At 72.3% G+C, this 22,095-nt stretch carries 17 protein-coding genes; 9 read left to right on the forward strand and 8 right to left on the reverse strand.

Translation table 11 applies throughout. The features are described 5' to 3' along the window. Positions 1 to 81: 81 nt before the first annotated feature. The gene (locus AC156L_RS14650; RefSeq protein ID WP_330876514.1) at positions 82 to 2,781 is read left to right on the forward strand and encodes an AfsR/SARP family transcriptional regulator; all 2,700 of its coding nucleotides are present in this window, start codon (positions 82 to 84) and stop codon (positions 2,779 to 2,781) included. 203 nt (positions 2,782 to 2,984) lie between these two features. Here the strand turns inward: AC156L_RS14650 and AC156L_RS14655 are convergent, their stop codons facing one another. Then, complete coding sequence (locus AC156L_RS14655; RefSeq protein ID WP_330876513.1) at positions 2,985 to 3,662, reverse strand: response regulator transcription factor; 678 nt, start codon at positions 3,660 to 3,662, stop codon at positions 2,985 to 2,987. 56 nt (positions 3,663 to 3,718) lie between these two features. Continuing rightward, the gene (locus AC156L_RS14660) at positions 3,719 to 4,948 is read right to left on the reverse strand and encodes a sensor histidine kinase (RefSeq protein WP_330876512.1); all 1,230 of its coding nucleotides are present in this window, start codon (positions 4,946 to 4,948) and stop codon (positions 3,719 to 3,721) included. A 59-nt stretch (positions 4,949 to 5,007) separates the two neighbouring features. Between AC156L_RS14660 and AC156L_RS14665 the strand changes: the two genes are divergently transcribed. The 4 genes from AC156L_RS14665 to AC156L_RS14680 all read left to right on the forward strand — a co-directional run bounded on the left by AC156L_RS14665 (position 5,008) and on the right by AC156L_RS14680 (position 8,940). Beyond that, positions 5,008 to 5,796 (forward strand): ABC transporter ATP-binding protein, encoded by a 789-nt coding sequence (locus AC156L_RS14665; protein WP_484406927.1) that lies wholly within the window; start codon positions 5,008 to 5,010, stop codon positions 5,794 to 5,796. After that, positions 5,784 to 6,182, forward strand: a complete 399-nt coding sequence (locus AC156L_RS14670) for an ABC transporter permease (protein WP_330876510.1) — start codon at positions 5,784 to 5,786, stop codon at positions 6,180 to 6,182. Before AC156L_RS14665 ends, AC156L_RS14670 begins: the two co-directional genes overlap by 13 nt. 134 nt (positions 6,183 to 6,316) lie before the next feature. Next, complete coding sequence (locus AC156L_RS14675; RefSeq protein ID WP_330876509.1) at positions 6,317 to 7,714, forward strand: MFS transporter; 1,398 nt, start codon at positions 6,317 to 6,319, stop codon at positions 7,712 to 7,714. Next, complete coding sequence (locus AC156L_RS14680; RefSeq protein WP_330876508.1) at positions 7,711 to 8,940, forward strand: FAD-dependent monooxygenase; 1,230 nt, start codon at positions 7,711 to 7,713, stop codon at positions 8,938 to 8,940. Before AC156L_RS14675 ends, AC156L_RS14680 begins: the two co-directional genes overlap by 4 nt. 506 nt (positions 8,941 to 9,446) lie before the next feature. On the opposite strand, the gene AC156L_RS14685 is transcribed toward AC156L_RS14680, so the two are convergent. Further along, positions 9,447 to 10,796 (reverse strand): MFS transporter, encoded by a 1,350-nt coding sequence (locus AC156L_RS14685; RefSeq protein ID WP_330876507.1) that lies wholly within the window; start codon positions 10,794 to 10,796, stop codon positions 9,447 to 9,449. Between the two features lie 338 nt (positions 10,797 to 11,134). Between AC156L_RS14685 and AC156L_RS14690 the strand changes: the two genes are divergently transcribed. Both AC156L_RS14690 and AC156L_RS14695 read left to right on the forward strand, forming a co-directional pair. Next, complete coding sequence (locus AC156L_RS14690; protein WP_330876506.1) at positions 11,135 to 12,313, forward strand: CaiB/BaiF CoA transferase family protein; 1,179 nt, start codon at positions 11,135 to 11,137, stop codon at positions 12,311 to 12,313. Then, positions 12,300 to 13,118: an enoyl-CoA hydratase/isomerase family protein gene (locus tag AC156L_RS14695; protein ID WP_330876505.1), complete on the forward strand. Its 819-nt coding sequence runs from the start codon at positions 12,300 to 12,302 to the stop codon at positions 13,116 to 13,118. The genes AC156L_RS14690 and AC156L_RS14695 overlap by 14 nt, the downstream gene beginning before the upstream one ends. A gap of 101 nt (positions 13,119 to 13,219) precedes the next feature. Here the strand turns inward: AC156L_RS14695 and AC156L_RS14700 are convergent, their stop codons facing one another. From AC156L_RS14700 to AC156L_RS14710, 3 genes are all read right to left on the reverse strand, one after another. After that, complete coding sequence (locus tag AC156L_RS14700; protein ID WP_330876504.1) at positions 13,220 to 14,227, reverse strand: LacI family DNA-binding transcriptional regulator; 1,008 nt, start codon at positions 14,225 to 14,227, stop codon at positions 13,220 to 13,222. Between the two features lie 71 nt (positions 14,228 to 14,298). Then, positions 14,299 to 15,738, reverse strand: a complete 1,440-nt coding sequence (locus AC156L_RS14705; RefSeq protein ID WP_330876503.1) for a carboxylesterase/lipase family protein — start codon at positions 15,736 to 15,738, stop codon at positions 14,299 to 14,301. 54 nt (positions 15,739 to 15,792) lie between these two features. Next, complete coding sequence (locus AC156L_RS14710) at positions 15,793 to 16,698, reverse strand: MBL fold metallo-hydrolase (RefSeq protein ID WP_330876502.1); 906 nt, start codon at positions 16,696 to 16,698, stop codon at positions 15,793 to 15,795. Positions 16,699 to 16,837: 139 nt separating this feature from the next. Here AC156L_RS14710 and AC156L_RS14715 point away from each other — a divergent pair, with 139 nt between their 5' ends. Further along, on the forward strand, positions 16,838 to 17,749 hold the full coding sequence (locus tag AC156L_RS14715; RefSeq protein ID WP_330876501.1) for a helix-turn-helix domain-containing protein: 912 nt from the start codon (positions 16,838 to 16,840) through the stop codon (positions 17,747 to 17,749). A gap of 259 nt (positions 17,750 to 18,008) precedes the next feature. Here the strand turns inward: AC156L_RS14715 and AC156L_RS14720 are convergent, their stop codons facing one another. Together AC156L_RS14720 and AC156L_RS14725 are read right to left on the reverse strand one after the other, a co-directional pair. Continuing rightward, positions 18,009 to 19,724 (reverse strand): dihydroxy-acid dehydratase, encoded by a 1,716-nt coding sequence (locus tag AC156L_RS14720; RefSeq protein ID WP_330876500.1) that lies wholly within the window; start codon positions 19,722 to 19,724, stop codon positions 18,009 to 18,011. Between the two features lie 27 nt (positions 19,725 to 19,751). Beyond that, positions 19,752 to 21,119 carry an FAD-dependent oxidoreductase gene (locus tag AC156L_RS14725; protein WP_330876499.1) on the reverse strand — a complete coding sequence of 456 codons (1,368 nt, stop codon included), beginning with the start codon at positions 21,117 to 21,119 and terminating at the stop codon, positions 19,752 to 19,754. A gap of 67 nt (positions 21,120 to 21,186) precedes the next feature. Here AC156L_RS14725 and AC156L_RS14730 point away from each other — a divergent pair, with 67 nt between their 5' ends. Then, a complete protein-coding gene (locus AC156L_RS14730; RefSeq protein WP_330876498.1) occupies positions 21,187 to 21,846 on the forward strand; it encodes a GntR family transcriptional regulator in 660 nt (219 codons plus the stop codon). The last annotated feature ends 249 nt before the right edge of the window (positions 21,847 to 22,095 follow it).

Below are 22,095 nucleotides of genomic sequence, written 5' to 3' on the forward strand. Positions count from 1 at the left end.
CGAGCCCTCTGGGCAGCTCCCGCGGGGACCGATACACACCAGGTGGGGATCACACGGGGAGAGCCCGCGCCTGCCTTCGGCGTGCTGGGGGTGGTTCAGGCACGGGTCGCGGGCGAGGCGATCGACGTCGGACAACCCCGCCAGCGCAGTGTGCTGGCAGCGCTGCTCGTCGACGTGAACCAGGTGGTGCCGATCGACGAACTGGTGGACCGGGTGTGGGGCGAGCAGCCACCCACCCGCGCCAAGCACGCCCTGTACAGCCATCTCTCCCGCCTGCGCCACGTCGTCACGCCAGTGGGAGCGGCGCTCACCCGTCAGGCCGGGGGCTACCTGCTGACCGCCGACCCGGCCTCGGTGGACCTGCACCTGTTCCGTGAACTGTGCGCACGCTCCCGCGCGGGCGGCCACCAGCTCGACGCGGTCGACCAAGCACTGGCGCTGTGGCGTGGTCGGGCGTTCGAAGGACTGGACACGCCGTGGTTCTCCGAGGTGGCGCGGCGGCTGGACCAGGAGCGCGTCGCTGCGGAACTGCACCGCAACGACCTGCTGCTGCGCCTGGGGCTGCACGCCGACCGGTTCACCGACCTCGACGCCACCGCCACCGCGTACCCGCTCGACGAGCGCGCGGCGGGCCAGGTGCTGCTCGCGTGGTACCGCCGCGGTCGGCAAGCCGACGCACTGGCCCACTACCGGGTCATCCGCGCCCGGCTCGCCGAGGAACTGGGCACCGAGCCCGGTCCACCGCTGCGCGAACTGCACCGGCGAATCCTCGCCGGGGACCCGCTGCTCGTGTCCGACCGGCCGGTACCGCGGCAGCTGCCCGCCGTGGCGCCGCACTTCGTGGGCCGTGCCGCCGAACTCGCCGAGCTCGACCGGCACGACACCCCGCTGGTGGTGATCGTCGGTACCGGCGGCGCGGGCAAGACGGCGCTGGCGCTGCGCTGGGCGCACGACAACGCCGATCGCTTCCCCGACGGCCAGCTGTACGCCGACCTGCGCGGGTTCGACCACACCAGCGAGCCCGTACCGCCGGAGATCGTGGTGCGCGGGTTCTTGGAAGCGCTGGGCGTACCCGTGCACAGCGTGCCGTCCGGTGTGGAGGAGGCGGGCGCGCTCTTCCGCAGCGTGCTCGCCGACCGCCGCGCTCTGGTCGTGCTCGACAACGCCGCCGACGCCGCGCAGGTGCTGCCGCTGCTGCCCGGTGGCGCGCACTGCCTGACCTTGGTGACCAGCCGGGATCGGATGTGTTCCCTGGTCGCCAAGCAGGGCGCCGACCACCTCGGCGTCGGCGTGCTGACCGAGCCTGAATCCGTTGCGCTGCTGGGGGAGCGGCTGGGGCGCGGACGGGTCGACGCCGAGCCCGACGCGGTCACCGAACTCGTGGCGCGCTCAGCCCGGCTGCCGCTGGCGCTGTCGGTGGTGGCCGCCCGCGCCGCGGTGAACCGGAGCTTCTCCCTGCGAGCACTGGCCGACGAGCTGCGCGACGAGCACGAGCGCCTCGACGTGCTGGACGCCGTGCTGGACGTGCGGGCGGTGTTCTCCTGCTCCTACCGGGTGCTGAGCCCGGACGCCGGGCGGTTGTTCCGCCTGCTGGGCCGTCACCCCGGTGTCGATGTGGACGTCCACGCGGCGGCTTCCACCGCGGGTCTCCCAGTGGCGCGGGTGCGCGTGCTGCTGGCCGAGTTGACGCGCCAGCACCTCGTCGAGGAGCGTGCGCCGCACCGGTACGGCACGCACGACCTGCTGCGCGCCTACGCCGTGGAACTGGCGCGTGCGTGCGACACCGGGGAAGTGCTGACCGCGGCCCGGTTCCGGCTGGTCGACCACTACTTGCACGCCGGCTACCACGCCGAGCGGCAGCTGTCCCCGCACTGGCCCCCTCTCACCCTCCCGGCGCCGGGCGACGGTGTGGTGGCACGGGAGATCACCAGCTACGACGAGGCAATGGGGTGGTTCACCGTCGAGCACACCGCGGTGCTCGCCGTCCTCGAGGACGCGGTGCGCCACGGCTGGGACGCGCACGCCTGGCAGCTCCCCTGGGTCCTCACCTCCTACCTCCACCGGCAGGGCCGGTGGCGGGAGAAGTCCGCCGCCCTGCGCACCGCGCTGGAGGCGGCCGAGCGGTTGGGTGACCAGGACGCCCTGGCCGTGACCCATCACCTGCTCGGCCGCACGGCGACCGCGTTGGGTGAGCGCGCTGACGCACTCGACCACCTCAACCGCGCACTGGAGCTGCACCGGGCGCGCGGCGACGAGGTCGGCCAAGCGGTAGTCCGCTTCTCGCTGGCCTCGGAGTACGAACAGCGCCACGACCTGCACCGGGCGATGACCCACGCCCGGTGGGCGCTCGGGCTCCACATCCGCACCGGAAACCGGGCGTGGCAGGGTTTCGCCCTGACCGCGTTGGGCTGGTACTCGACGTGCCTCGGCGACCACACCCAAGCCCTGGCCTACTGCCATGAAGCGGCGAGGTGCATGGACGACCGCGACGGCCTGGCCCACAGCTTCCAGATCATGGGCTGCGCCTACCACCAGCTGGGCGACCACGCCGAATCCGTGACCCACCACGGGAAGGCGATCACGCTGTTCCGCACGTTGGGCGACCAGTACCGCGAAGCAGGAGGCCTGGTCCTCGTCGGCGACGCCCACCGAGCCGCAGGCGAGGAGCCATCGGCGCGGGCAGCGTGGACACGGGCCCTCGCCATCCTCAAACGCCTGGGGCACGACGACAGCGCGTCGATCCGTGAGCGGCTGGACCAGGTGCCGGTCGCCGCGCCGTGACACGACCGTGCCTGCCGAGAACCTCATCCACGCGGGTTACGGTGTTTGACACCCCACAGGACTTTCCCGCGCTGTGGCGAGAGGCCGTCCGCAACAGCACCTTGATGGGCGCGTCGGCTGCCTGCGCGAGCTCGAATAGCACCGGGGTACGACGGCGGCGCGGCCGTGATCCGCCGGTGCCGACCCGTTCGGGGGACGTCTGTCTAGGCGGGACTCTCCGTTCCGGTCACCAGACCGGTCTGGTAGGCGATGACAACGAGTTGCGCCCGGTCTCGTGCGTCCAGTTTGGACATGGCGCGCTGCACGTGGGCGCGAACGGTGAAGGGGCTGAGGTGCATCCGATCGGCGATCTCCACATTGGACAGACCGGTCGCGACGAGAATGACCATCTCGCGTTCGCGCGGCGTGAGTGCGGTGAGTCGTTCGGGGTGGCGTGGCGAGGGGTCGGCCGGCGTGGCGAGGAAACGGGCCACCAGGGAGCGGGTCGCCGCCGGGGACAGGAGGGTGTCGCCGTTGGCGATCGTGCGCACGGCGTCGAGCAGGCCCTGCGCCTCGATCCCCTTGCCGATGAAGCCGCTGGCCCCGGCGCGCAGGGCTCGTGCGATGTACTCGTCGGTCTCGTAGGTGGTGAGGATCAGGACGCGGGTGGCACGCAGATCCGGATCGGCGCAGATCTCCGCGGTGGCGACGAGGCCATCGGTGCCGGGCATCCGGATGTCCGTGATCACCACGTCCGGGCGCAACTTGCGGGTGAGGGTCACCGCCTCCCTGCCGTCGCCCGCCTCGCCGACCACGGTGATGTCGTCGGCGCTGTCGAGGAGGGTGCGGAAGGCGCCGCGCAGCAACGCCTGATCGTCGGCGAGGAGAACCCGGAGCGGCACAGCGACATCCCCGGCCCCTTCGCCTGCGTCCGGTCCGTCGCCTGGTGCGTCGTGAGTCATCGGCCCTCGCCATCGGTCGCTCCGTCGGTCCTCCGCGCCGGGGTGCCCGCGGCGGGAAGAGGCAGGTGGGCGGAGACCAGGAAACCCCCTTGGGGGCGCACGTCGGCGCTGAGGCTTCCGCCGACCGCGGTGGCCCGTTCACGCATTCCGATCAGGCCGTAGCCGGGCGGGTGCCCCCGAGGCTTGCGGGAGCCCTCGCCGTCGTCGGTGACCGTGATGATCACGTGGTCGCGGTTCCAGACCAGGCGCACCTCGGCGCTCCCGGTGGCGGCGTGCTTGGTCACGTTGGTCAGGGCCTCCTGGATGACGCGGTAGGCGGTGAGGTCCACCGCAGGCGGTAGCGGTCTGGCCGTGCCGTCCTCGTGCATCGACACCGCCAGGCCCGCACGGTGGAAGGTGCTCAGCAGCTCGGGAACCTGCGACAGCCCCGGCGCGGGCTCGGTGAGTGCGGAGGTGTCTTCGGGTTGGCGCAGCAGACCGACCGCGGCCCGCAGTTCGTCGAGGGCGTGGCGGGTGGTCCTGACCAGTTCGTCCAGGCTCGTGCGGGCTTGTTCCGGGCGGGTCGCGAACAGGTGAGCGGCGACGGTGGCCTGCGCGTTGGCCAGGGTGATCTGGTGGGCCACCAGGTCGTGCAGCTCGCGGGCGATGCGAAGCCGTTCCCCGGCCACCCTCCGGCGTGCCTCGTCGTCCAGGGTTTCCTCGGCCCGGCGCGCTCGATCCTCCATGATCGTCAGGTAGGCCCTCCGGTGCCGCGTCGAGCGACCGAGCACGGCGGCCACGAGCGGTGTCGCGGCCACGGTCGCCAGCCTGCCGGTGTCCGCCCACGAGAAGTCCGCTTCGAAGAACGGGGGGCCGGCGACCAGCAGCGCGGCCGCCGGGAGCAAGACCGCGGGCGTCACCGGCCCCTCGGTGCGGACGGCGAGAGAGTAGGCGCTGATGGCGGTGGGGGCCACCATGAGCGGGGTCAACAGCAGGCCCGTCGGCGCGACCAGGACACCGCACAGGGTGGTGGCGATCACGATGGCGACCGGTGCGCGCAGTCGCACGGCGAGCAACCCGGACGACACCGCGGCGAGGACGTAGGCCGTCGCCGGCGGCGACGTCACCGTGTCGTCCACCCGCAGCGCACCACCGAGCAGGCAGAGCGCGAACGCCACCGCGACGACCGCTCCCTCCCGCCACCACGACCCGGCCTGCGTCGGAGGTGCACTACGCCGGTTCGTCATCGATGTCCGTCAACCGCAGCACGTGTTCAGCCTAAATGGTTGATTCCGCGAAGTTGGAGTTGGACGCCGCCGACCCCGGGATCTGGTTCGCCCGACGCAGCTCAAGGCAGGCGGCGTTCGGCGGTGTGTGTCCGCCATCGGTGGTGAAGCAGGCGACACCCACGTCCAGGGACGGCCGCCCGCACGCGTGTAGTGCGTTCGCACCAGAAACGGGCCGGACCGGTTCGCGCGCACCAGGCGAGGACGGTCTCGGCAAACGATGTGCGGCACCGCGGCGCGCGACAGGGTTGGTGGCGGAACCGTCCGGCACCGGCTCGGACGGCGAAGCGGCAGGAAGAAGTTCGATGAACCCCGCACACGGCACCGGCGCGATTCGGCTGACGGCCGTTCGCAAGCTCTACGGGAGGCGCGACAACCAGGTGGTGGCGCTGGAGGAGGTGACGACGCGGTTCGACCGGGGAACGTTCACGGCGATCACGGGGCCGTCGGGTTCCGCCAAGAGCACCCTGTTGCAGTGCGCGGCCGGGCTCGATCAGCCGACGTCCGGTTCGGTGCTGATCGAGGAGCACGAGCTCGGCGAGATGACCGAGACCGAGTCGACCGAACTGCGGCGGGACCGGATCGGGTTCGTCTTCCCGGCGTTCAACCTGCTTCCGGTCTCGACCGTGCGGCAGAACGTGACGTCGCCGCTGCGGCTCGCCGGCCGCACACCCGACCGGGACCGGGTCGCGCGGATCCTCGACCGGGTCGGCCTCGCCCAGCCGCTCACACCACCGAGGCACACGCGACGCGGATCCTGGTCAAAGCCGACGAGGGCACCGACCCCGGACGGTTGGTGGCGGACCTGACCGAGGTGACCTCCGCCGAGGGCGGCCTGACGGCAACCGGCCGCGACGCCCTGCTCCGGGAGTTCGACGAGCAGAAGACGACCGCCAACTTCGCGGTCTACCTCATGGTGGTCGTGATCGCGGGGTACGCGGCGATCACGGTGATCAACACGCTGGTGTCGAGCATGACGGCGAGGCGGCGGGAGTTCGGGCTGCAGCGGCTCGCGGGCTCGACACGTGGCCAGGTGCTGCGGATGGCCGGCTCGGAGGCAGCGATCCCGGCTCCGGCGGCATCGCGCTGGGCACCGTCGCCGTGCTCGGGATCCTGGTACCGGTCAGCCTCAAGCGCCTCGGGCAGGTGCTGCCCGCCGGGTCCCCGTGGATCTCCGCGTCGACGGCCGCGCTGACCGTCCTGCTGACGCTCGGAGCCACGCTCCTGCCCGCCTGGCGGGCGACGCGCGGTCGACCGGCCGGGGCAGCGCTCGCCGTCGAGCAGCCCGGCAGATTCCTCACTCACTTTCCCGTCACAGAAAGGAACTCCATGACCATCACCCTGACACCTCCGGTGCGGGCAGGGAAGGCCGCGGTCGGGGCTCTCGGCCTGCTGGCCCTCGCCAGCGGTGCCCTGGAGTCGGTGGTGCAGCCGACGGTCCCGCTCCTGCAACGCGAACTGGACATGGGGCCCACCGGAGGGGCACTGCTCAGCATCCTGCTCCCGATCACCGGCGCACTCGTCACACCGCTGGCGGGCAGGCTCGGCGACCGCTACGGCGGAAAACGGGTCCTGATCCGGCTGATGGTCGTGGTGTGCGTCGGCGGCATGGTGTCCGCACTCGCGCCGGGCCTGCCCGTGCTGCTGGTCGGCCAGGTCCTGCAGGGCGCGATGGTCGGCGCGCTGCCCCTGTCGTTCATCGTCGTGCGCAAGCACCTGTCCGCGGGGGAGTCGAAGGTGGCCATCGGGGTGGTCAGCGGACTGTTCGTGGGAGGCGGGATGGCGGGCATGCTGCTGGCCGGTCCCGTGGCGGAACAGCTGTCCCGGCACTGGATGTTCGCGCTGCCGACGATCGCCGTCATCGTGGCCACCCTTCTCGTGACCCGGTTGGTGCCGGCGGATTCGGCGGACCGGTCGGACGACGCCGGGGTCGACTGGCCTGGGCTGGTCCTGCTGAGCGGGGTGTTGGTCACGTTCATGCTCACGATCAACTTCGCGCTCGACCTCGCTTCGCGGCCGCTCGTGCTCTGCGGCCTCGTCGTGCTCCTGGCCGCACTGGTGGCCGGCTGGATCGCCGTCGAACGTCACGCGGCCTCGCCGCTGATCGACCTGCGCTTGCTGGCCCGGCCCGTGATGTGGAAGTCGGGTGTGCTGACGTTCATGATCTGCGTCGGCACCTCGATGGGGATGTTCCTCGTCACGCAGCTGTGGAGCGCGTCCGGTGACGGTTATGGTTTCGGGGCCAGCGCCACCGAGATCGGCTTGTTCCTGTTGCCCGGCACCGTGGTCGCGACGCTGGCCGGACCGGTGGGCGGGAACTGGGAGCGGCGTTCCGGCTCACGTTCCGTGGCCACCGCCGGGGTCGTCGTCATGACCCTGGCCCTGGTCGCCATGGCGGTCGTGCACACCGAGGCGTGGCATCTCGTCGTCGGCAAGGCACTGGTCGCACTGGCCAGCGGCCTGGTCGTCACCGCGATGACGACCGGCATCGCGACCTCCGCCGCGCCGAACGAGACCGGCGTCGCCACCAGCCTGATCCTGGTGTCCCGCGTGCTCGGGATGGCCTCGGGCGGGATGTTCGCCGGTGTGCTCCTCGCCGCCGGGACCCCGTCGGGGTCGGACGTCGCGGCCGAATCGTCGTACACCACCGGATTCGTCATCGCCGGCGTCGTCACGGCGCTGGCCCTGCTCGTCACCCGCACCACGCACAAGGGAGTCAAGGCATGACCCGCACAGCTCACCTGAAGGACGTTCGCCGCACCCCGAGGGGCAGGGTGCTGGTCTCCGGGGCCGGCATCGCCGGTCCCACGCTCGCGTACTGGCTGACCCGCCACGGATACGCGGTCACGGTGGTGGAGCGGGCGGCCTCGGTCCGCAGCGGTGGTTATCCCATCGACATCCGCGGCACCGCGCTGGAGGTCGTCCGGAGGATGGGGATCCTCCCACGACTGCGCGACACGCACATCGACCTGCGCCGGCTGACCTTCCTCGACGGGAACGGCGGTGAGGTGGCCTCGGTCCACCCGCACGCGGTCACCGGCGGTGCCGGTGGAAGGGACCTGGAGGTGCGGCGCGGGGACCTGACCGACGCGCTCTACCTGGCGGTCCGCGACGACGTGGAGTTCCTGTTCAACGACTCCGTCGACACCCTCGTCCAGTCCGGCGACGGGGTCGCCGTCACTTTCCGCGGCGGCGGCCAACGCACGTTCGACCTGGTGTTCGGTGCGGACGGTGCGCATTCCCGGACCCGGGAGCTCGTGTTCGGCCCAGAAGAGCAGTTCCACCGGTACCTCGGCTACTGCTTCGCCGTGTTCCCCCTGCGCAACACCTTCGGGCTTTCCCACGAGACCGTCATGTGGAACACCCCTGGCCGGGCCGCGGCGCTCTACGCCGTGGAGGAGGACGACGAGGTGCACGCCTTCCTGAACTTCGCCCGCCCGGAACCGCCGTCCGAGGTGTTCGCGAACCCGGAAGCACAACGGGATCTCGTCGCCGCGGCCTTCGCCGACGCGGGTTGGGAGGTCCCCGGAATGCTGGCCGCCATGCACGAGGCGGACGACGTGTTCTTCGACGGTGTCAGCCAGATCCGCATGCCCCGCTGGCACCGCGGCAGGGTCGCGCTCGCGGGCGACGCAGCGTACGCGCCTTCGTTCCTCACCGGACAGGGCTCCAGCCTCGCGCTCGTCGGCGCGTACATGCTCGCCGGTTCCGTGGCCGACCGGGACCACACCACCGGCCTCGCCGCCTATGAAGACGGCACGCGTGGGTTCGTGGACGCGAACCAGGGGCTGGTCGGCGAGAGCGGTGCCACGCTCTTCCCGACCACCGCCCAGGCCCTGGAACAGCGCAACGACAGGCTGCGCAAGCTCGGCACCACGCCCCCCGCCGAGCCGCGACCGGCCCATTCGGCCCTCGCCCTGCCCGATTTCATGCCCCTGGAGCCCGCCGGCTGATCGACGACGGCTGGTCGAGGCCGGCTCGGTACGCCGCGAGCGCAGTCGGCGGGATCACCGTTCCGGTCGCTCGGCCGGCGTCGTCCAGCAGCCGGGCCACGCGTTTCGGCGTGCGGAGGTTGATCGCGCTGTCCCGGAGCCGGAGCCGGGGCACGTACTCGCCCGGCTTCCGCTCGAACAACCGGGCCGCCTTCGAACCTCCTCCCATGGCGGGCTGGCTGGTCGATCAGCTCCGTGTGGTGGTCTCTCGTGCGAGTGCCGCCTCGCGTTCGAGCGAGATGTCCCGCAGAAGTGCGATCAGGATGCGAGTGCTGAATCCGAGGGCCTTGCTCACCGGCCCGGCCGCGTAGCGCACGCCCTCACGCCGTGGCCGTACCGCGCAGGCGCAGGTCGCCGAGGCGGGTGCCCTCACGGAAGCGGAAGCCGGGGGCCGTGCGGCTGGCCCGACTTCACGCTGACGAGCACGGCGGGGTGCGTCCGGCGACCGATGGCCTCGTGCCGCGCGATCAGACGCGGCCGAGTGACCGCTCGTCCAGCTCGTCCAGCGCGGACAGGGAGATACCCCTGGTCTCCTTGGCGGCCAGCACCGCGACCGTCGAGATCACCGCGGCACCGGCCAGGTAGACCGCGATCGGGACCGAGGAACCGTATGCCTTGAGCAGGCTGGCGGTGATGAACGGGGCGAGGGACCCGGCGAAGATCGACGTCGTCTGGTAGGCGAGGGAGACGCCGGCGTAGCGCATCCGCGTCGGGAACAGTTCGGCCATCATCGCCGGTTGGGGCGCGTACATCAGGCCGTGCACGACCACGCCGAGGACGAGCGCCAGCACGATCAGTCCCGGGTTTCCGGTGTCCATCAACGGGAATCCCACGAAGCCCCAGCCGATCATCAGGACCGAGCCGGTGAGGTAGACCGGGCGGCGGCCGAACCGGTCCGCGAGGTGACCGAACCACGGCACGATCGCCAGGTGCACGACGTGGGCGACCACCAGGAGCAGCAGGATGTCGGTGGTGCTGCTGCCCACGCGCAGCGCCAGGTAGGTGATCGAGAAGGTCACCACGACCTGGTAGAGGATGTTCTCGGCTACCCGCGCCCCCATCGAGACGAGCACGCCGCGCGGGTAGCGCTTCAGGACCTCGATGACGGACGAGCGCTCTGGCTCGCGCTCCTTCGCCCGCTTCAGCGAGTCGAGGAAGATCGGCGCTTCCTCCACCTGGGTCCGGATGTAGTAGCCGACCAGCACGACGATCGCCGATGCCCAGAACGCCGTTCGCCACCCCCATGCGGCGAACGCGCTCTCGGTGAGGAAGAACGACAGGGACAGCAGGACGATCGTGGCGAGCAGGTTGCCGAGCGGCAGGCCGGCCTGGGGCCAGCTCGACCAGTAGGCGCGCCGGGCGTCCGGGCTGTGCTCGCCGACGAGCAGGACCGCGCCGCCCCATTCGCCGCCGACCGCGAAGCCCTGCACGAAGCGCAGCAGCACCAGGATCGTCGGCGCCCAGAAGCCGATGCTGGAGTAGCCGGGCACGCAGCCGATCAGGAAGGTGGCGGCGCCGACCATCAGCAGGCTGAGCTGGAGGAGCTTCTTCCGGCCGACCCGGTCGCCGAAGTGCCCGAAGACGATCCCGCCGACCGGGCGGGCGACGAAGCCGACCGCGTAGACCAGCAGGGCGTTGATGACACCGTCGAGCGGATTCCCGTTGTCCGGGAAGAAGACGGTGCCGAAGACCAGGGCCGACGACGCGGAGTACAGCAGGAACTCGTACCACTCGGCGACGGTGCCCGCCATGGACGCGGCCACGACCTTGCGGGGCCCGGTCAACGGGGGTGTGGCCGCGGATTCGGTGCTCTGCATCGTGGACGACTCCTCTGTCGATGTCCTACCGGGACGATCCGTCGCGCACTCCGCCCGCCGGGGCACGGCGGTGAGCACTGGTGCTTCGCGGTGCCCGCCGTCGCGTCCCGCGGCTGCGGGGACGCTCGTTCGCGGAGGATCGAAGCACGCCGGAGCCGTGATGCGCAACCGATTGTTCAGCAAAGAACAATCGATTGCGCATCTTGACCGGTGAACCGCCGCGGACGTAGCGTGCCCGGAGCACCCACTCGTTCCCGAGACCAGGAACGGACCGGACCCGGCGCTCGCAGGCGCCCTCCGCCGCGGTGGATCACCGCACGTACGGACAGGGACGACACATGCTTTCCGGAACCAGAGTCGTGAGCTTCACGCACTTCCTGCAGGGCCCCTCCGCCACCCAGGTCCTCGGGGACCTGGGCGCGGACGTGATCAAGATCGAGCCGCCGCAAGGCGCCTTCGAGCGTGGCTGGTCGGGCCCCGACGCGTTCGTCGGCGGCGTCTCGGTGTTCTTCCTGCTCGCGAACCGCAACGCGCGCAGCATGGTCGTCGACCTCAAGGCCGACGAGGGCCGCCGAGTGCTGCGCCGGCTCCTGGACGGCGCCGACGTCCTGATCGAAAGCTTCCGGCCGGGCGTGATGGACCGGCTCGGGCTCGGCTACGAGGAGCTGCGGACCACCAACCCGCGGCTGGTCTACTGCTCGCTCTCCGGCTACGGGTCCGACGGCCCCTACAGGGACCGGCCGGGGCAGGACGTCCTGGTCCAATCGCTGTCCGGCCTCGCCGCGGCGACCGGGGCCGAGGGCGGACCGCCCACCCCGGTCGGCGCCTCCGTGGTCGACGCGCACGGTGCGGCGCTCGGGGCGCTCGGGATCCTGGCCGCGCTGCACGGGCGGGAGAGGACCGGCGAGGGCACCAGGGTGGAGAGCAACCTGCTGAGCGCGGCCTTGGACCTGCAGGTCGAGCCCTTTTCCTACCACCTCAACGGGTTTCGCGGCGAGCGAAGCCCCTCCGGCGTCTCGTCGCGGTTCTACAGGGCGCCGTACGGCGTCTTCGCCACTGCTGACGGGCACCTGACGATCTCCCTCACGGGCACCGACGTGCTGGCGAAGGTGCTCGACGAGCCGTGGTTCACCGGTGTCGCCCCCGCCGACGAGTACGCGCGCCGCGAGGAGGTCAACGAGCGGGTCGCCGCACTGCTCGCCGAGCGCCCGACGGCGTACTGGATCGAGCGGTTCACCGAGTTCCGGGTCTGGCACGCGCCGGTCCACGACTTCGACGACGTGGCAACCGATCCGCAGGTCCGGCACAACGAGACGATCCTGACCATCCCGCACCCGCAGGCAGGCGACGTCCGGGTGCCTGCCCACCCGATCCGCTACGGCGGGGAGCGCCCAGGGCTGCGCCGGGTGCCACCGGCACTGGGTGAGCACACCCGCGAGGTGCTCGGGGAGCTCGGCTACAGCCCGGCCGCGGTCGACGCCTTGGTCGCGGGGGGTGCGTTCGGTGCCCGGTCCTGAGAGCGGTGTCGACGGGACCGCCGTGCCGGTGCTCGTCGAGCGCCGCGGCGCCGTCGCCGTCCTCACCCTGAACCGGCAGGCGAAGTACAACGCGATCGACCACGCCACCGTCGACGCGCTGACCGGCGCGCTCGACGAGATCGAGGCCGACCGGAACGTGCGGGCGGCGGTGCTCACCGGTGCGGGCAAGGCGTTCGCCGCGGGCGCGGACATCGCCTTCTACGCGGACGCGGACCACGGGGAGTTCGCTGCCTTCACCGAGCGCTGCAACGCCCTGTGCGACCGGATCGCGCGGTGCCGCGTACCCGTGGTGGCGGCGGTGCGCGGCCTGGCCCTCGGCGGGGGGTTCGAGCTCGTGCTGGCGTGCGACGTGGTCGTCGCCGAGCGTGGCGCCGCGTTCGGCCTGCCCGAGGTCACCCTCGGGCTGCTGCCGGGCTGGGGCGGCACCCAGCGGCTGACCTGGCACGTCGGCCCCACTCGGGCCCGCTGGCTCATGATGTCCGGCGACCGCCTGAGCGCCGTGACCGCCGAGGCGGTGGGCATCGTGACCCACCTGTGCGCAGGGGACGAGCTGGTCCCGCGGGCGCTGGAGGTCGCGGAGTCACTCGCCGGGCGGGCGCCGCTGGCCGTGGCCGCGATCCGGGACGCGGTCGTCGCGGCCGTCCACGGTGGACCCGAAGGATCCGCAGGCCCTGGCTTCCGCCGCGAACGCGAGGCGCTGGGGGAGCTGTTCGCGTCCGCCGACGGCCGCGAGGGCATCACGGCCTTCGTCGAGAAGCGCACGCCGAGGTTCACCGGACGCTGATCGAGGTGCGGAAGCAGGCGGGATCGGCACGACCGATCCCGCCTGCACCACAACGAGTTCGCGGCCACGGCCGCACAAGATCACCGGCCGTTCCCGCGGGGTCAGAGCGCGCGGGTCGACTCCCGCAGCACCAGCCGCGGCGCCGGGTCGGCCACGACGAGATCGCGCAGCGGTGTGCCGCCGAGGTGCTCGATCAGCACGCCGCACGCCGCGCGACCGAGTTCCCGCAGCGGCAGCCGCACCGTGGTCAGCGCCGGGTTCCAGGCCTGCGCGACCCAGGTGTCCAGCACGGTCACGACGGACATGTCCTCGGGCACCCGGACGCCGGCCCGGCCCAGCGCGGAAACCGCGCCGACCGCCGCGTTCACACTGGACACGACGAGGGCGGTCGGCCGCCGCGGCGCCTCCAGGATCCGGTGGGCGGCCTCCGCCCCGGCGGCCGCCTCCCAGCCCGCCCGCACCACCCACTCCGGCGCGATCGTCAGCCCGGCCTCGGCCATCGTCTCGACGTAGCCCTGGTGTCGGCGGACCGCGGTGTCGTGGTGCGGTACGCCTGCGAGGTGGCCGATGCGCTCGTGGCCGAGCTCGACCAGGTGACGGGTCGCCAGCCGGGCGCCTGCGACGTCGTCGAGGACCACCGAGCCGGACCGGCCCGGCAGCCGGGAGTTGATCAGCACGACGGGGACGTCGTCGCCGAGCACCCTGGCGAGGGCGGAGTCGTCGAGGTCCTCGCGACGTTGCAGCAGCACGCCGTCGACCCGGCCCTCGGCGACCAGCTCGCGCAGGCGCCCGTGCCCGGACGGCGGCGGGTCGACCTGACCGAGCAGCACCGACATGCCGGCTTCCCCGGCCTTGTCCTGCACACCCCCGAGCATGTCCGCGAAGACGGCGTTGGTGACGTCCGGGACGATCAGGCCGACGGCACCGGAGCGCCGGAAGCGCAGGGCCCTGGCCCGGTGGCTCGGTACGTACCGCAGAGCTTCGGCGGCTTCGCGGACCCGTGTGCGTGTGGCCTCGCTGACCCTGGCCCGCGAGTCGCCGGTGAGCACCCGCGACGCCACGGAGCGGGAGACCCCGGCCGCGTCGGCGACGTCCTGGAGCGTGGGCATGTCGGTGAGTCTACCGGCGCAATCGATTGCCCTCGCGCTCGGCAACGGATTGCGCCGGACCCGTGGATCTTTCAGCCGCCCAGGGCCTCCGCCCGGGGCCGCCGCGGGTCGTACGCGGCCCAGCCGGGGTCGCCGTGGGTCGCGAAGGCGACCCAGGCGCCGTGCACGCGGGCCGCGAGCCCGGCGGGCGCCGGGTCGGGCCCGAGCAGGCCGGCGTCGCCGTGCAGCCACGGTTCATCGGCGATGTCGAACACGAAGGGCAGTTCGACCGTGTGGGTGGCGCCCAGCCGCCCGTCCAGTGCCGTCGAGCGGTAGCCGAACGAGTAGGCGTGGGTGCGGCCACCGGACAGCCGGGCGTGGGCATCGGCCAGCCGCGCGGTGCCGGCCCCGAAGAGGCCTTCGCCCAGCACCGCGGAGCGCAACTCGCCAGGGGTCGCCCCCGGCCGGGCCGCCCGATGGGCCGCGACGACGGCGGTGGGGTCCGCGCTGACCTTCGCCGCGACGGCGAGCACGTCGTCGTCCGTCGACGGTTCCAGCTTGCCCTGCGGTACCAGGTAGAGGTGGCCCTCCTCGGTGTTGGTGCCGATGAGCAGGTCGACCTCTCCCGCAGGCCCCTCCGCCAGGGCGTCGGCAGGCTGCACGGGCAGGACCAGGGAGAACGGGCTCAGCTCGACGAGTGGGTCCGTGGCCGTCTCGGTCCGCAGGTCGATCCCCGCGAGATCCGGCAGGATCTCGAGGAACCTCTCGTCCGGGATCCCGGCGAACGCCTCCGCCGTGGGCGGCACGCCCAGTGCCCGTGCAGCCGCCGCGGTGACCCGGTGCGCCTGCTCGGGGGTGAAGGCGCCGGTGCCGCTGCCGCTCTGGACGATCGCGCGCCGGAACAGCCCCTTGGCCTCCGGCGTCGCCAGCAGGGCTCCGGTGATGGTGGCACCCGCGGACTGGCCGAACAGCGTGACGTTGCCGGGATCGCCACCGAACGCGGCGATCGTGTCCCGCACCCAGCCGAGCGCGGCGAGGACGTCGAGCAGCCCGCGGTTGGCGGGGGCGCCCTCCAGGTCGAGGAAGCCGGGGACGCCGACGCGGTAGTTCACCGTCACCAGCACCACGCCGTCGCGGGCGAACGCCCGGCCGTCGTAGAGCGCGGCGCGGGTGGAGCCGGTGACGAACCCGCCGCCGTGCACGAAGACCATGACCGGCCGCTTCCCGCCGTCGGTGCCGGGCGTGCGGACGTCGACGGTCAGGTACTCCTCGCCGCGCACCCAGCCGGGGCCGAAGTAGGGGATCATGTCGAGCCGCCCGAAGTCCCGGGCCGGCTGCGGCGCGGTCGGCGACGGCGCGGTGGCGTCCCGGACACCGGACCAGCCGGGGTGGGACGCCGGTGGCGCGAACCGGCCGGCACCCGCGGGGGCCGCCGCGTACGGGACGGCGCGGTAGAGCTCGCCGAAGCGGTCACGAACACCGCGCACGGCGCCCGCCGGGGTCTCGACGATCGGATTCGCCTGCTGGGGCACGGGAAACGCTTCCTCTCTCGGGTTGCCGCGGGGCAGGGGCCTGCCCCACCGGGCTCAGGCGATGCGGGAGAAGCCCGCCCACTCCTTGATGGCGAACTTCGACCCGTGGCGCTCGACCTCGGCGCCGCCCTGGCCGGCGAGGTGAGCGGGGAAGACCAGCGCGTTGTCCTCGGCCGCGCGGCCGAGGAGCTTGTGGCGGGTCGCCCTGGCCTCGGCCGGGTCCTCGCAGAAGCAGGAGTTGGTCTCCGGCTCCACGAGTTGCAGCGGCGTGTGCACCAGATCGCCGACGAACAGCGCGCGGTCGCCGCCCGACTCCAGGGTCAGCACGGACGACCCAGGGGTGTGGCCGGGCGCGAGATCCAGCCGGAGGTTCCGGTCGATCCGGTACGAGCCGTCCCACAGGTGGGTCAGCCCGGCCTCGTGCACCGGGGCGACGCTGTCCTCGAAGACGTTCTGGTTGCCGCGACCCAGCACCGGTTCGTGGTTGTTGGCCGGGTTCCAGAAGTCGAAGTCCTGCCGCGTCATCAGGTACTCGGCGTTCGGGAAGGTCGGCACCCAGGTCCGGCCGTCGAGGTAGGTGTTCCAGCCCACGTGGTCGATGTGCAGGTGGGTGTTGATGACGACGTCGACGTCCTCGGGCCGGACTCCGGCGGCGGCGAGGTTGTCCAGGTAGTCCGTGTTCAGCCGGTTCCAGACGGGCGCGTAGGGGCGGTCCTTGTGGTTGCCGACCCCGGTGTCGACGAGGATGGTGCGGCCTTCGCTGCGCAGCAGCCAGGTCTGGATGGCCGAGCGGCATTCGCCGGTGCCGGAGTCCAGGAAGTCCGGGGCGAGCCAGTGCCGGTGCTCGTCCCAGGCGCCGTCGGGGCTGTCGGGGAAGAAGTCCGCGGGGCCCATCTCGACGGAGCCGTAGTACTCCTTGACGCGGGTGACGGTCACGTCGCCCAGCTCGATCTGATCCATGGTCACTCCCTCGTAAGTCGCGGGCGGCTGCCCTGACCAGGTCGAGCCTGATCGCGTCCGCGCGCGCCAACCAGCCCCGCCTTGTCCTACCCCTGGCGGGGTGTGGCTGGGCGGTGCCGCAGGCGTGGATAGTGGGGTGATGGACGGACCAGGCCCGCTCGGCGACTTCCTGCAGGCACGGCGGGCCAGGCTGCGCCCGGAAGACGTGGGGCTCCGCGACCTCGGGCCGCGCCGGCGGGTGGCGGGGCTGCGCCGGGAGGAGCTGGCGCAGCTGGCAGGGGTCAGCGTGTCCTACTACACCCGGCTCGAACAGGGCATGTCCCGTGGCGCGTCGGCGGAGGTGCTCGACGCGATCGCCCGCGCCCTGCTGCTCGACGACCACGAGCGGGACCACCTGGAACGCCTCGCCGGGGCCTCCCGCCGGGTACCGCAGGCGCGCAGGCCCCGCCCCGAGAAGCTCGCCGACGAGACGCGGGACCTGCTGCGCTCCTTCGACGGCGTCCCGGCGCTCGTCCTCGGCAGGCGCACGGACGTGCTGGCGTGGAACCCGCTCGGCCACGCCCTGCTCGCCGGGCACGTCGACCCGCTGAGCCCGGAGGACCCCGCGCGCCGGCCGAACATGAGCCGGATGCTGTTCCTGGACCCGCACTGCCGGGAGCTCTACGGGGACTGGCGGCGCAAGGTGCGCGCGGTCGTGGGCAATCTGAGGATCGCCGTCGGCCGTCACCCGGAGGACCGGCTGCTCGCCGAGCTGATCGGCGAGCTGACGATGAGGAGCCCGGAGTTCGTGGCGTTGTGGGGTGACCACCGGGTGACGCCGTGCGACGCCGCCACCTACGAGCTGCGGCATCCGGTCGTCGGCACGGTGACCGTCACCCAGCAGACCCTCGTCCTCGCGCGGTCGCCGGGGCAGTCCGTCGTGGTGTGCACGACGCCCGCCGGGTCACCGTCGGAGGCGGCCATGGCCCTGTTGCGGCAGGCGAGTGCGGCGGAGCGGTCCGGCCGCGGCGGTGGACCGGCCCGGCCCGACCGCTCCACCGCCGCCCGGTAACCACCTCGTGGCACGGCCGGCGATGGGCGCCGCCCGGTGCCCCGTCACGGCGGTCCGCCGCCGGCGGCCAGGATCCTCGTCGTGCCGTCCGTCATCGGGCTACCTCCGTACCGTTCGCGACCGGGCGGTCCGGCCGAGGAAGCCGACGGCGTAGGTGGCGAACGCCGCCAGGGCGAGCGACGCCTTCCGTGACTGTCCCGGCGCGGTGCCGGCGGGTGCCGTGGACACGGTGTTCTGCTCCGGTCCGGGGGAGGGCGCGTCAGCGGCCGGACGGAGGTGTGGCGGGTTTGGGACGGCGGAGGACGGCTCCCTGCTGGACCGGGCCGACGAGTGCGGCGTACTGCCCGAGCCAGCCCCGTTCTTCGGCGGGGCGGCCGGAGGTGACCGGTTCCCCGTGCCGGAGCGGGACGGTGTCGACGGTCCGGTCGTCCAGGTCGATGGTGATCGTGTCGCCGGATCGCACGCCCGCGAGCGGGCCGCCGTCGGCGGCTTCCGGCATGACCTGGCCGAGGACCAGTCCGTGGTTCAGGCCGGAGAGCTCGCCGTCGGTCACCACCGCGACCTTGCCGCCCAGGCCGGCGCCGTTGAGGGCGGCGACGAAGCTCGCCGCGAAGACCGTGCCGGGGCCGCCGCGCGGTCCCATGCCGCGCAGCGCGATCACGCTTCCCCCGGCGATGTTCCCGGTGCCCAGCGCGGCGATCGCGTCGTCCTCGCCCGCGAACACCTCGGCGGGGCCGGTGAACCGGCGCCGGGCGTTGCCGGCGCCCGCGACCTTGACCACCGACCCGTCGGGCGCCAGCGAGCCGCGCAGGATCAGCAGTCCCGGTTCCGGGCGCACCGGGTCGTCGAGCCGGCGCAGTACGGTTCCGTCCGCTTCCGGGGCGTCGCGGGACAGTTCGGCCACGGTTCGCCCGCTGACCGTCAGCGCGTCACCGTGCAGCCTGGGCAGCAGGGTCCGCAGCACCGCCTTGACCCCGCCGACGCGTTCGAGATCCCACACCTGGTGGGTTCCGTTCGGGCGGATGGCGGCCAGCTGCGCCGTGTCCTCGCCGAGCCGCTCGAACAGGGCCACGACGTCGAGGTCGAGGTCCGCTTCGCCGGCCACGGCCGCCAGGTGGCGCACGCAGTTGACCGAGCCGCCGAGCGCCATCGCCACCCGGACGCCGTTCTCGACGGCCTTTCCAGTGATGATCTTCCGCGCGGTCAGCCCCGTGGCGACCATGTCGACGATCCGGCGGCCGGCGTCGGCCGCCAGTGCGCGCATCCGGTCGGAGTCCGCGCGGATCGGCGCCGCTCCGGGCAGGGTCATGCCCATCGCCTCGGCCAGGACGTGCATGGTGTTGGCGGTCGCGAGCCCGGCGCAGACACCGGGGCCCTGGATCGCCGAGTCGGCCAGCTCGCCGAGTTCGTCGACCGTCATGGTGCCGGCTTGCACGGCGCCGACCGATTCGTAGACGGTGTCGATGTCGACCGAGCAGCCACCGTAGCGGCCACCCCCCTGGAAGCCGCCGGGCACGATGATCGAGGGCAGGTCCAGCCGGGCCGAGGCCATCAGGTGCGCGGGCGTGGTCTTGTCGCACGACGAGAGGCACACCATGCCGTCCAGGACGGCACCCTCCACCGCGGCCTCGACGTCGTTGACGATGAGGTCGCGGGTGGGCATCAGGTAGCGGGCCTTCCGGCCGGCACTGGTCACGAAGTCCAGTGGCGCGGTGGTGCGGATCTCGAACGGCAGCCCGCCCGCTTCCCACACCGCTTCGGCGACGATTTCGGCGATCCCATCGAGGTGGGAGAAGCAGATGCCGAGTTTCGAGGAGGTGTTGACGATCGCGATCTTGGGTCGTCCCTGGTCTTCCGGGGCGAGGCCCAGCGCCGTCCACTGGGCGCGGCGGACGGCCCAGCGGGTGCTGCCGGGGGTGAACTCGCTGCGCAGTGCGCCCGGACGCACGGGGTCGTAGTCGGGCAAGTCGGTCACGGAGGTGGTCCCTTCGCGGAGATCGGGTCAGAGACCGCTGCCGGCGGCGCGCATCGCCGCGCGGACGTCGGCGCCGGCCACCGACCGGTACGGCAGGTCGTCGCGCAGCGACAGCACGGTCGCCGTGGCGGCGGCGTGGCCGTACTCGAAGCACTGGGCGGTGACCCTGGCCGACGCGAGGGCCTCGTGCTCCGCCCCGAGGCAGCGCCCGGCCACGATGATGTTCTCCCCGGTCCGCGGCACCAGGGAGAGGTAGGGGACCTCGTAGAAGTCGTCGATCAGCCAGCGCAGCTCCGGCCGATCGCCGGAGTGCAGTTCGATGGGCCACGGTGACCGGACGACCCCGTCGGCCCTCTTGCGGCAGGCGAGGACGTCGGCGTTGGTGAGCTCCTCGACCGCTTCGATGCTGCGGGTCTGGCGAACGCCCGCTTCGACACCGGTGTCGACGACGAAGGAGCCGGCGCAGCCCGGCACCCGCTGCCGCAGGAAACGGGCGTAGTCCCGGACCTGGCGGCGGCCGTCGATCTCGGCCTCGGTGAAGTCCTCGGGGTCGATCACGTTCAGCACCCGCCCGTCGCGCCCGACCAGCCGGGTCGCGTTCACGAGCAGCTCACCGGGCCGGGTCGTCCGGAACAGCCACACGTGGGACCGGGGGAGGTCGAGCCCGTCCGCACGGGCGGTCTCGATGGCGGAGCTGACCCACGGCGGGCAGATCGTGTCCTCCCCGTACGCCTCTCGGAACGCCGGCAGGTCGACGTTGCCGAGCCGGAAGAACATGGTCGGGTTCTGGACGCGGCCACCGTCCCCGAACCGCGTCGCGTGCCCGGCACGCGCGACGACCGCGGCGTCCCCCGACGCGTCGATGGTGCGCGCGGCGCGGATCACCGATCGGCCGGCGTTCGACTCGACCACGACGCCCGCGTGCCGCCCGTGCTCGACGAGGACCCCGGTGACCGCGGTGTGAAGGAGGATCCGGACCCCCGCGCGTTCGAGGAAGTCGTCGGCGACCTCCCGCCAGACCAGCGGATCGTGCGCGACCGTCCAGGTCTTCCCGTACCGCTGGGGGCCGGTGACGCCGCCGCGCGCGGCGAGCGCTTCGCGGAAGCGCTCGGTGAACCCGTGCACCACCTGCCGCGGCCCGCCCGATTCCGTGGCCAGGTAGAGACCGCAGATCGTGCCCGACATCCCGGCCACCGCGGCGCCGCCGAAGAAGCCGTAGCGCTCGACGATCACCACGGACAGCCCGCCTTCGGCGCACACGGTCGCGGCGGCGACTCCCGCGGCCCCACCACCCACGACCACCACGTCGACCTCGGCGAGCACAGGGAGGTCGGCCGCTCCCGATGCCGCGGCGTCCAGCCGCCAGTGCGGGAACTCGCCTGACATATCGCTCATATATTGGTTGTACATGGGCACGGAGGGCGTTGTCCAGCCCCGCTGCCGGATGAGCGATGATGGGGGAGTGGCAGAACAGGTCAACAAGGCCGAGCAGGCCTACACCCTGCTGGAGGACATGATCACCTTCCAGGAACTCGCACCGGGTGAAGCCGTCTCCGAGGCCGGGTTGATGGCGCGCACCGGCTTCGGCCGCACTCCCGTGCGAGAAGCGCTGCAACGGCTCGCACGGGAGCGCATGGTCGAGATCCACCCGCATCGCGGGGTGTTCGTCGCGGCGGTCTCCGTCGAAGCGCACTTCCGGCTCCTCGAACTGCGCCGCGGCCTGGAAGAGATGGCGGCGCGGTTCGCGACCTACCGCGCGCACACCCGGCAGAAGGAGCGGATGCTCGCGCTCGTCGCCGAACTGGACGCGTTCGAAGGCAGCGACGTCAGGCGGTTCGCCACGTTGCTCAAACGCTCGCACTCCTTGATCGTCGAAGCCACGCAGAACGAGTACCTGGAGTTGGCGATGGCGCCCCTGCAGTCGCTGTCACGACGCTTCTGGTTCGCTCACCTGCCCGACGTCGCCGAGGATCTGCGAACCGCGGCCCGGCTGCACGGCGATCTGCTGCGAGCGATCAGCCACGGCGACGAACCGGCCGCGGTCGCCGCGGCGCTCGCCCTGAACGACTACCTGACCGACCTCACCTACGCCGCGCTCGGCCGGCCGGAGTCGCGCACCTGAGGCACGACGAAGCCGTCAGAGACGATCGAGGGCGGTGGAGTGCACCGCCACGACGGTCGGGATGTCGCTGCGGGTCCCGCGACCACGTGCGGTTCCTCGTGCTCGACACCCACGCGGTCGAGAGTGGACACGGGACCTGTTCGACTCCTGTCGTCAGCGTCCACGACAGGTCGGAACCGTGCTCCCCGCTCCAGAGGTATGGTCGAAAAACAGTCGCAATTCCGAACGTCGATCGGGTCGACCGGCGGC

Source organism: Umezawaea sp., from assembly GCF_057122925.1.

Coding starts and splice junctions, on each gene's coding strand:
- AC156L_RS14675 (WP_330876509.1), top strand. CDS start 6,317: ATGACCATCACCCTGACACCTCCGGTGCGGGCAGGGAAGGCCGCGGTC.
- AC156L_RS14700 (WP_330876504.1), bottom strand. CDS start 14,227: ATGCCCACGCTCCAGGACGTCGCCGACGCGGCCGGGGTCTCCCGCTCC.
- AC156L_RS14690 (WP_330876506.1), top strand. CDS start 11,135: ATGCTTTCCGGAACCAGAGTCGTGAGCTTCACGCACTTCCTGCAGGGC.
- AC156L_RS14725 (WP_330876499.1), bottom strand. CDS start 21,119: ATGAGCGATATGTCAGGCGAGTTCCCGCACTGGCGGCTGGACGCCGCG.
- AC156L_RS14685 (WP_330876507.1), bottom strand. CDS start 10,796: ATGCAGAGCACCGAATCCGCGGCCACACCCCCGTTGACCGGGCCCCGC.
- AC156L_RS14715 (WP_330876501.1), top strand. CDS start 16,838: ATGGACGGACCAGGCCCGCTCGGCGACTTCCTGCAGGCACGGCGGGCC.
- AC156L_RS14680 (WP_330876508.1), top strand. CDS start 7,711: ATGACCCGCACAGCTCACCTGAAGGACGTTCGCCGCACCCCGAGGGGC.
- AC156L_RS14710 (WP_330876502.1), bottom strand. CDS start 16,698: ATGGATCAGATCGAGCTGGGCGACGTGACCGTCACCCGCGTCAAGGAG.
- AC156L_RS14660 (WP_330876512.1), bottom strand. CDS start 4,948: ATGACGAACCGGCGTAGTGCACCTCCGACGCAGGCCGGGTCGTGGTGG.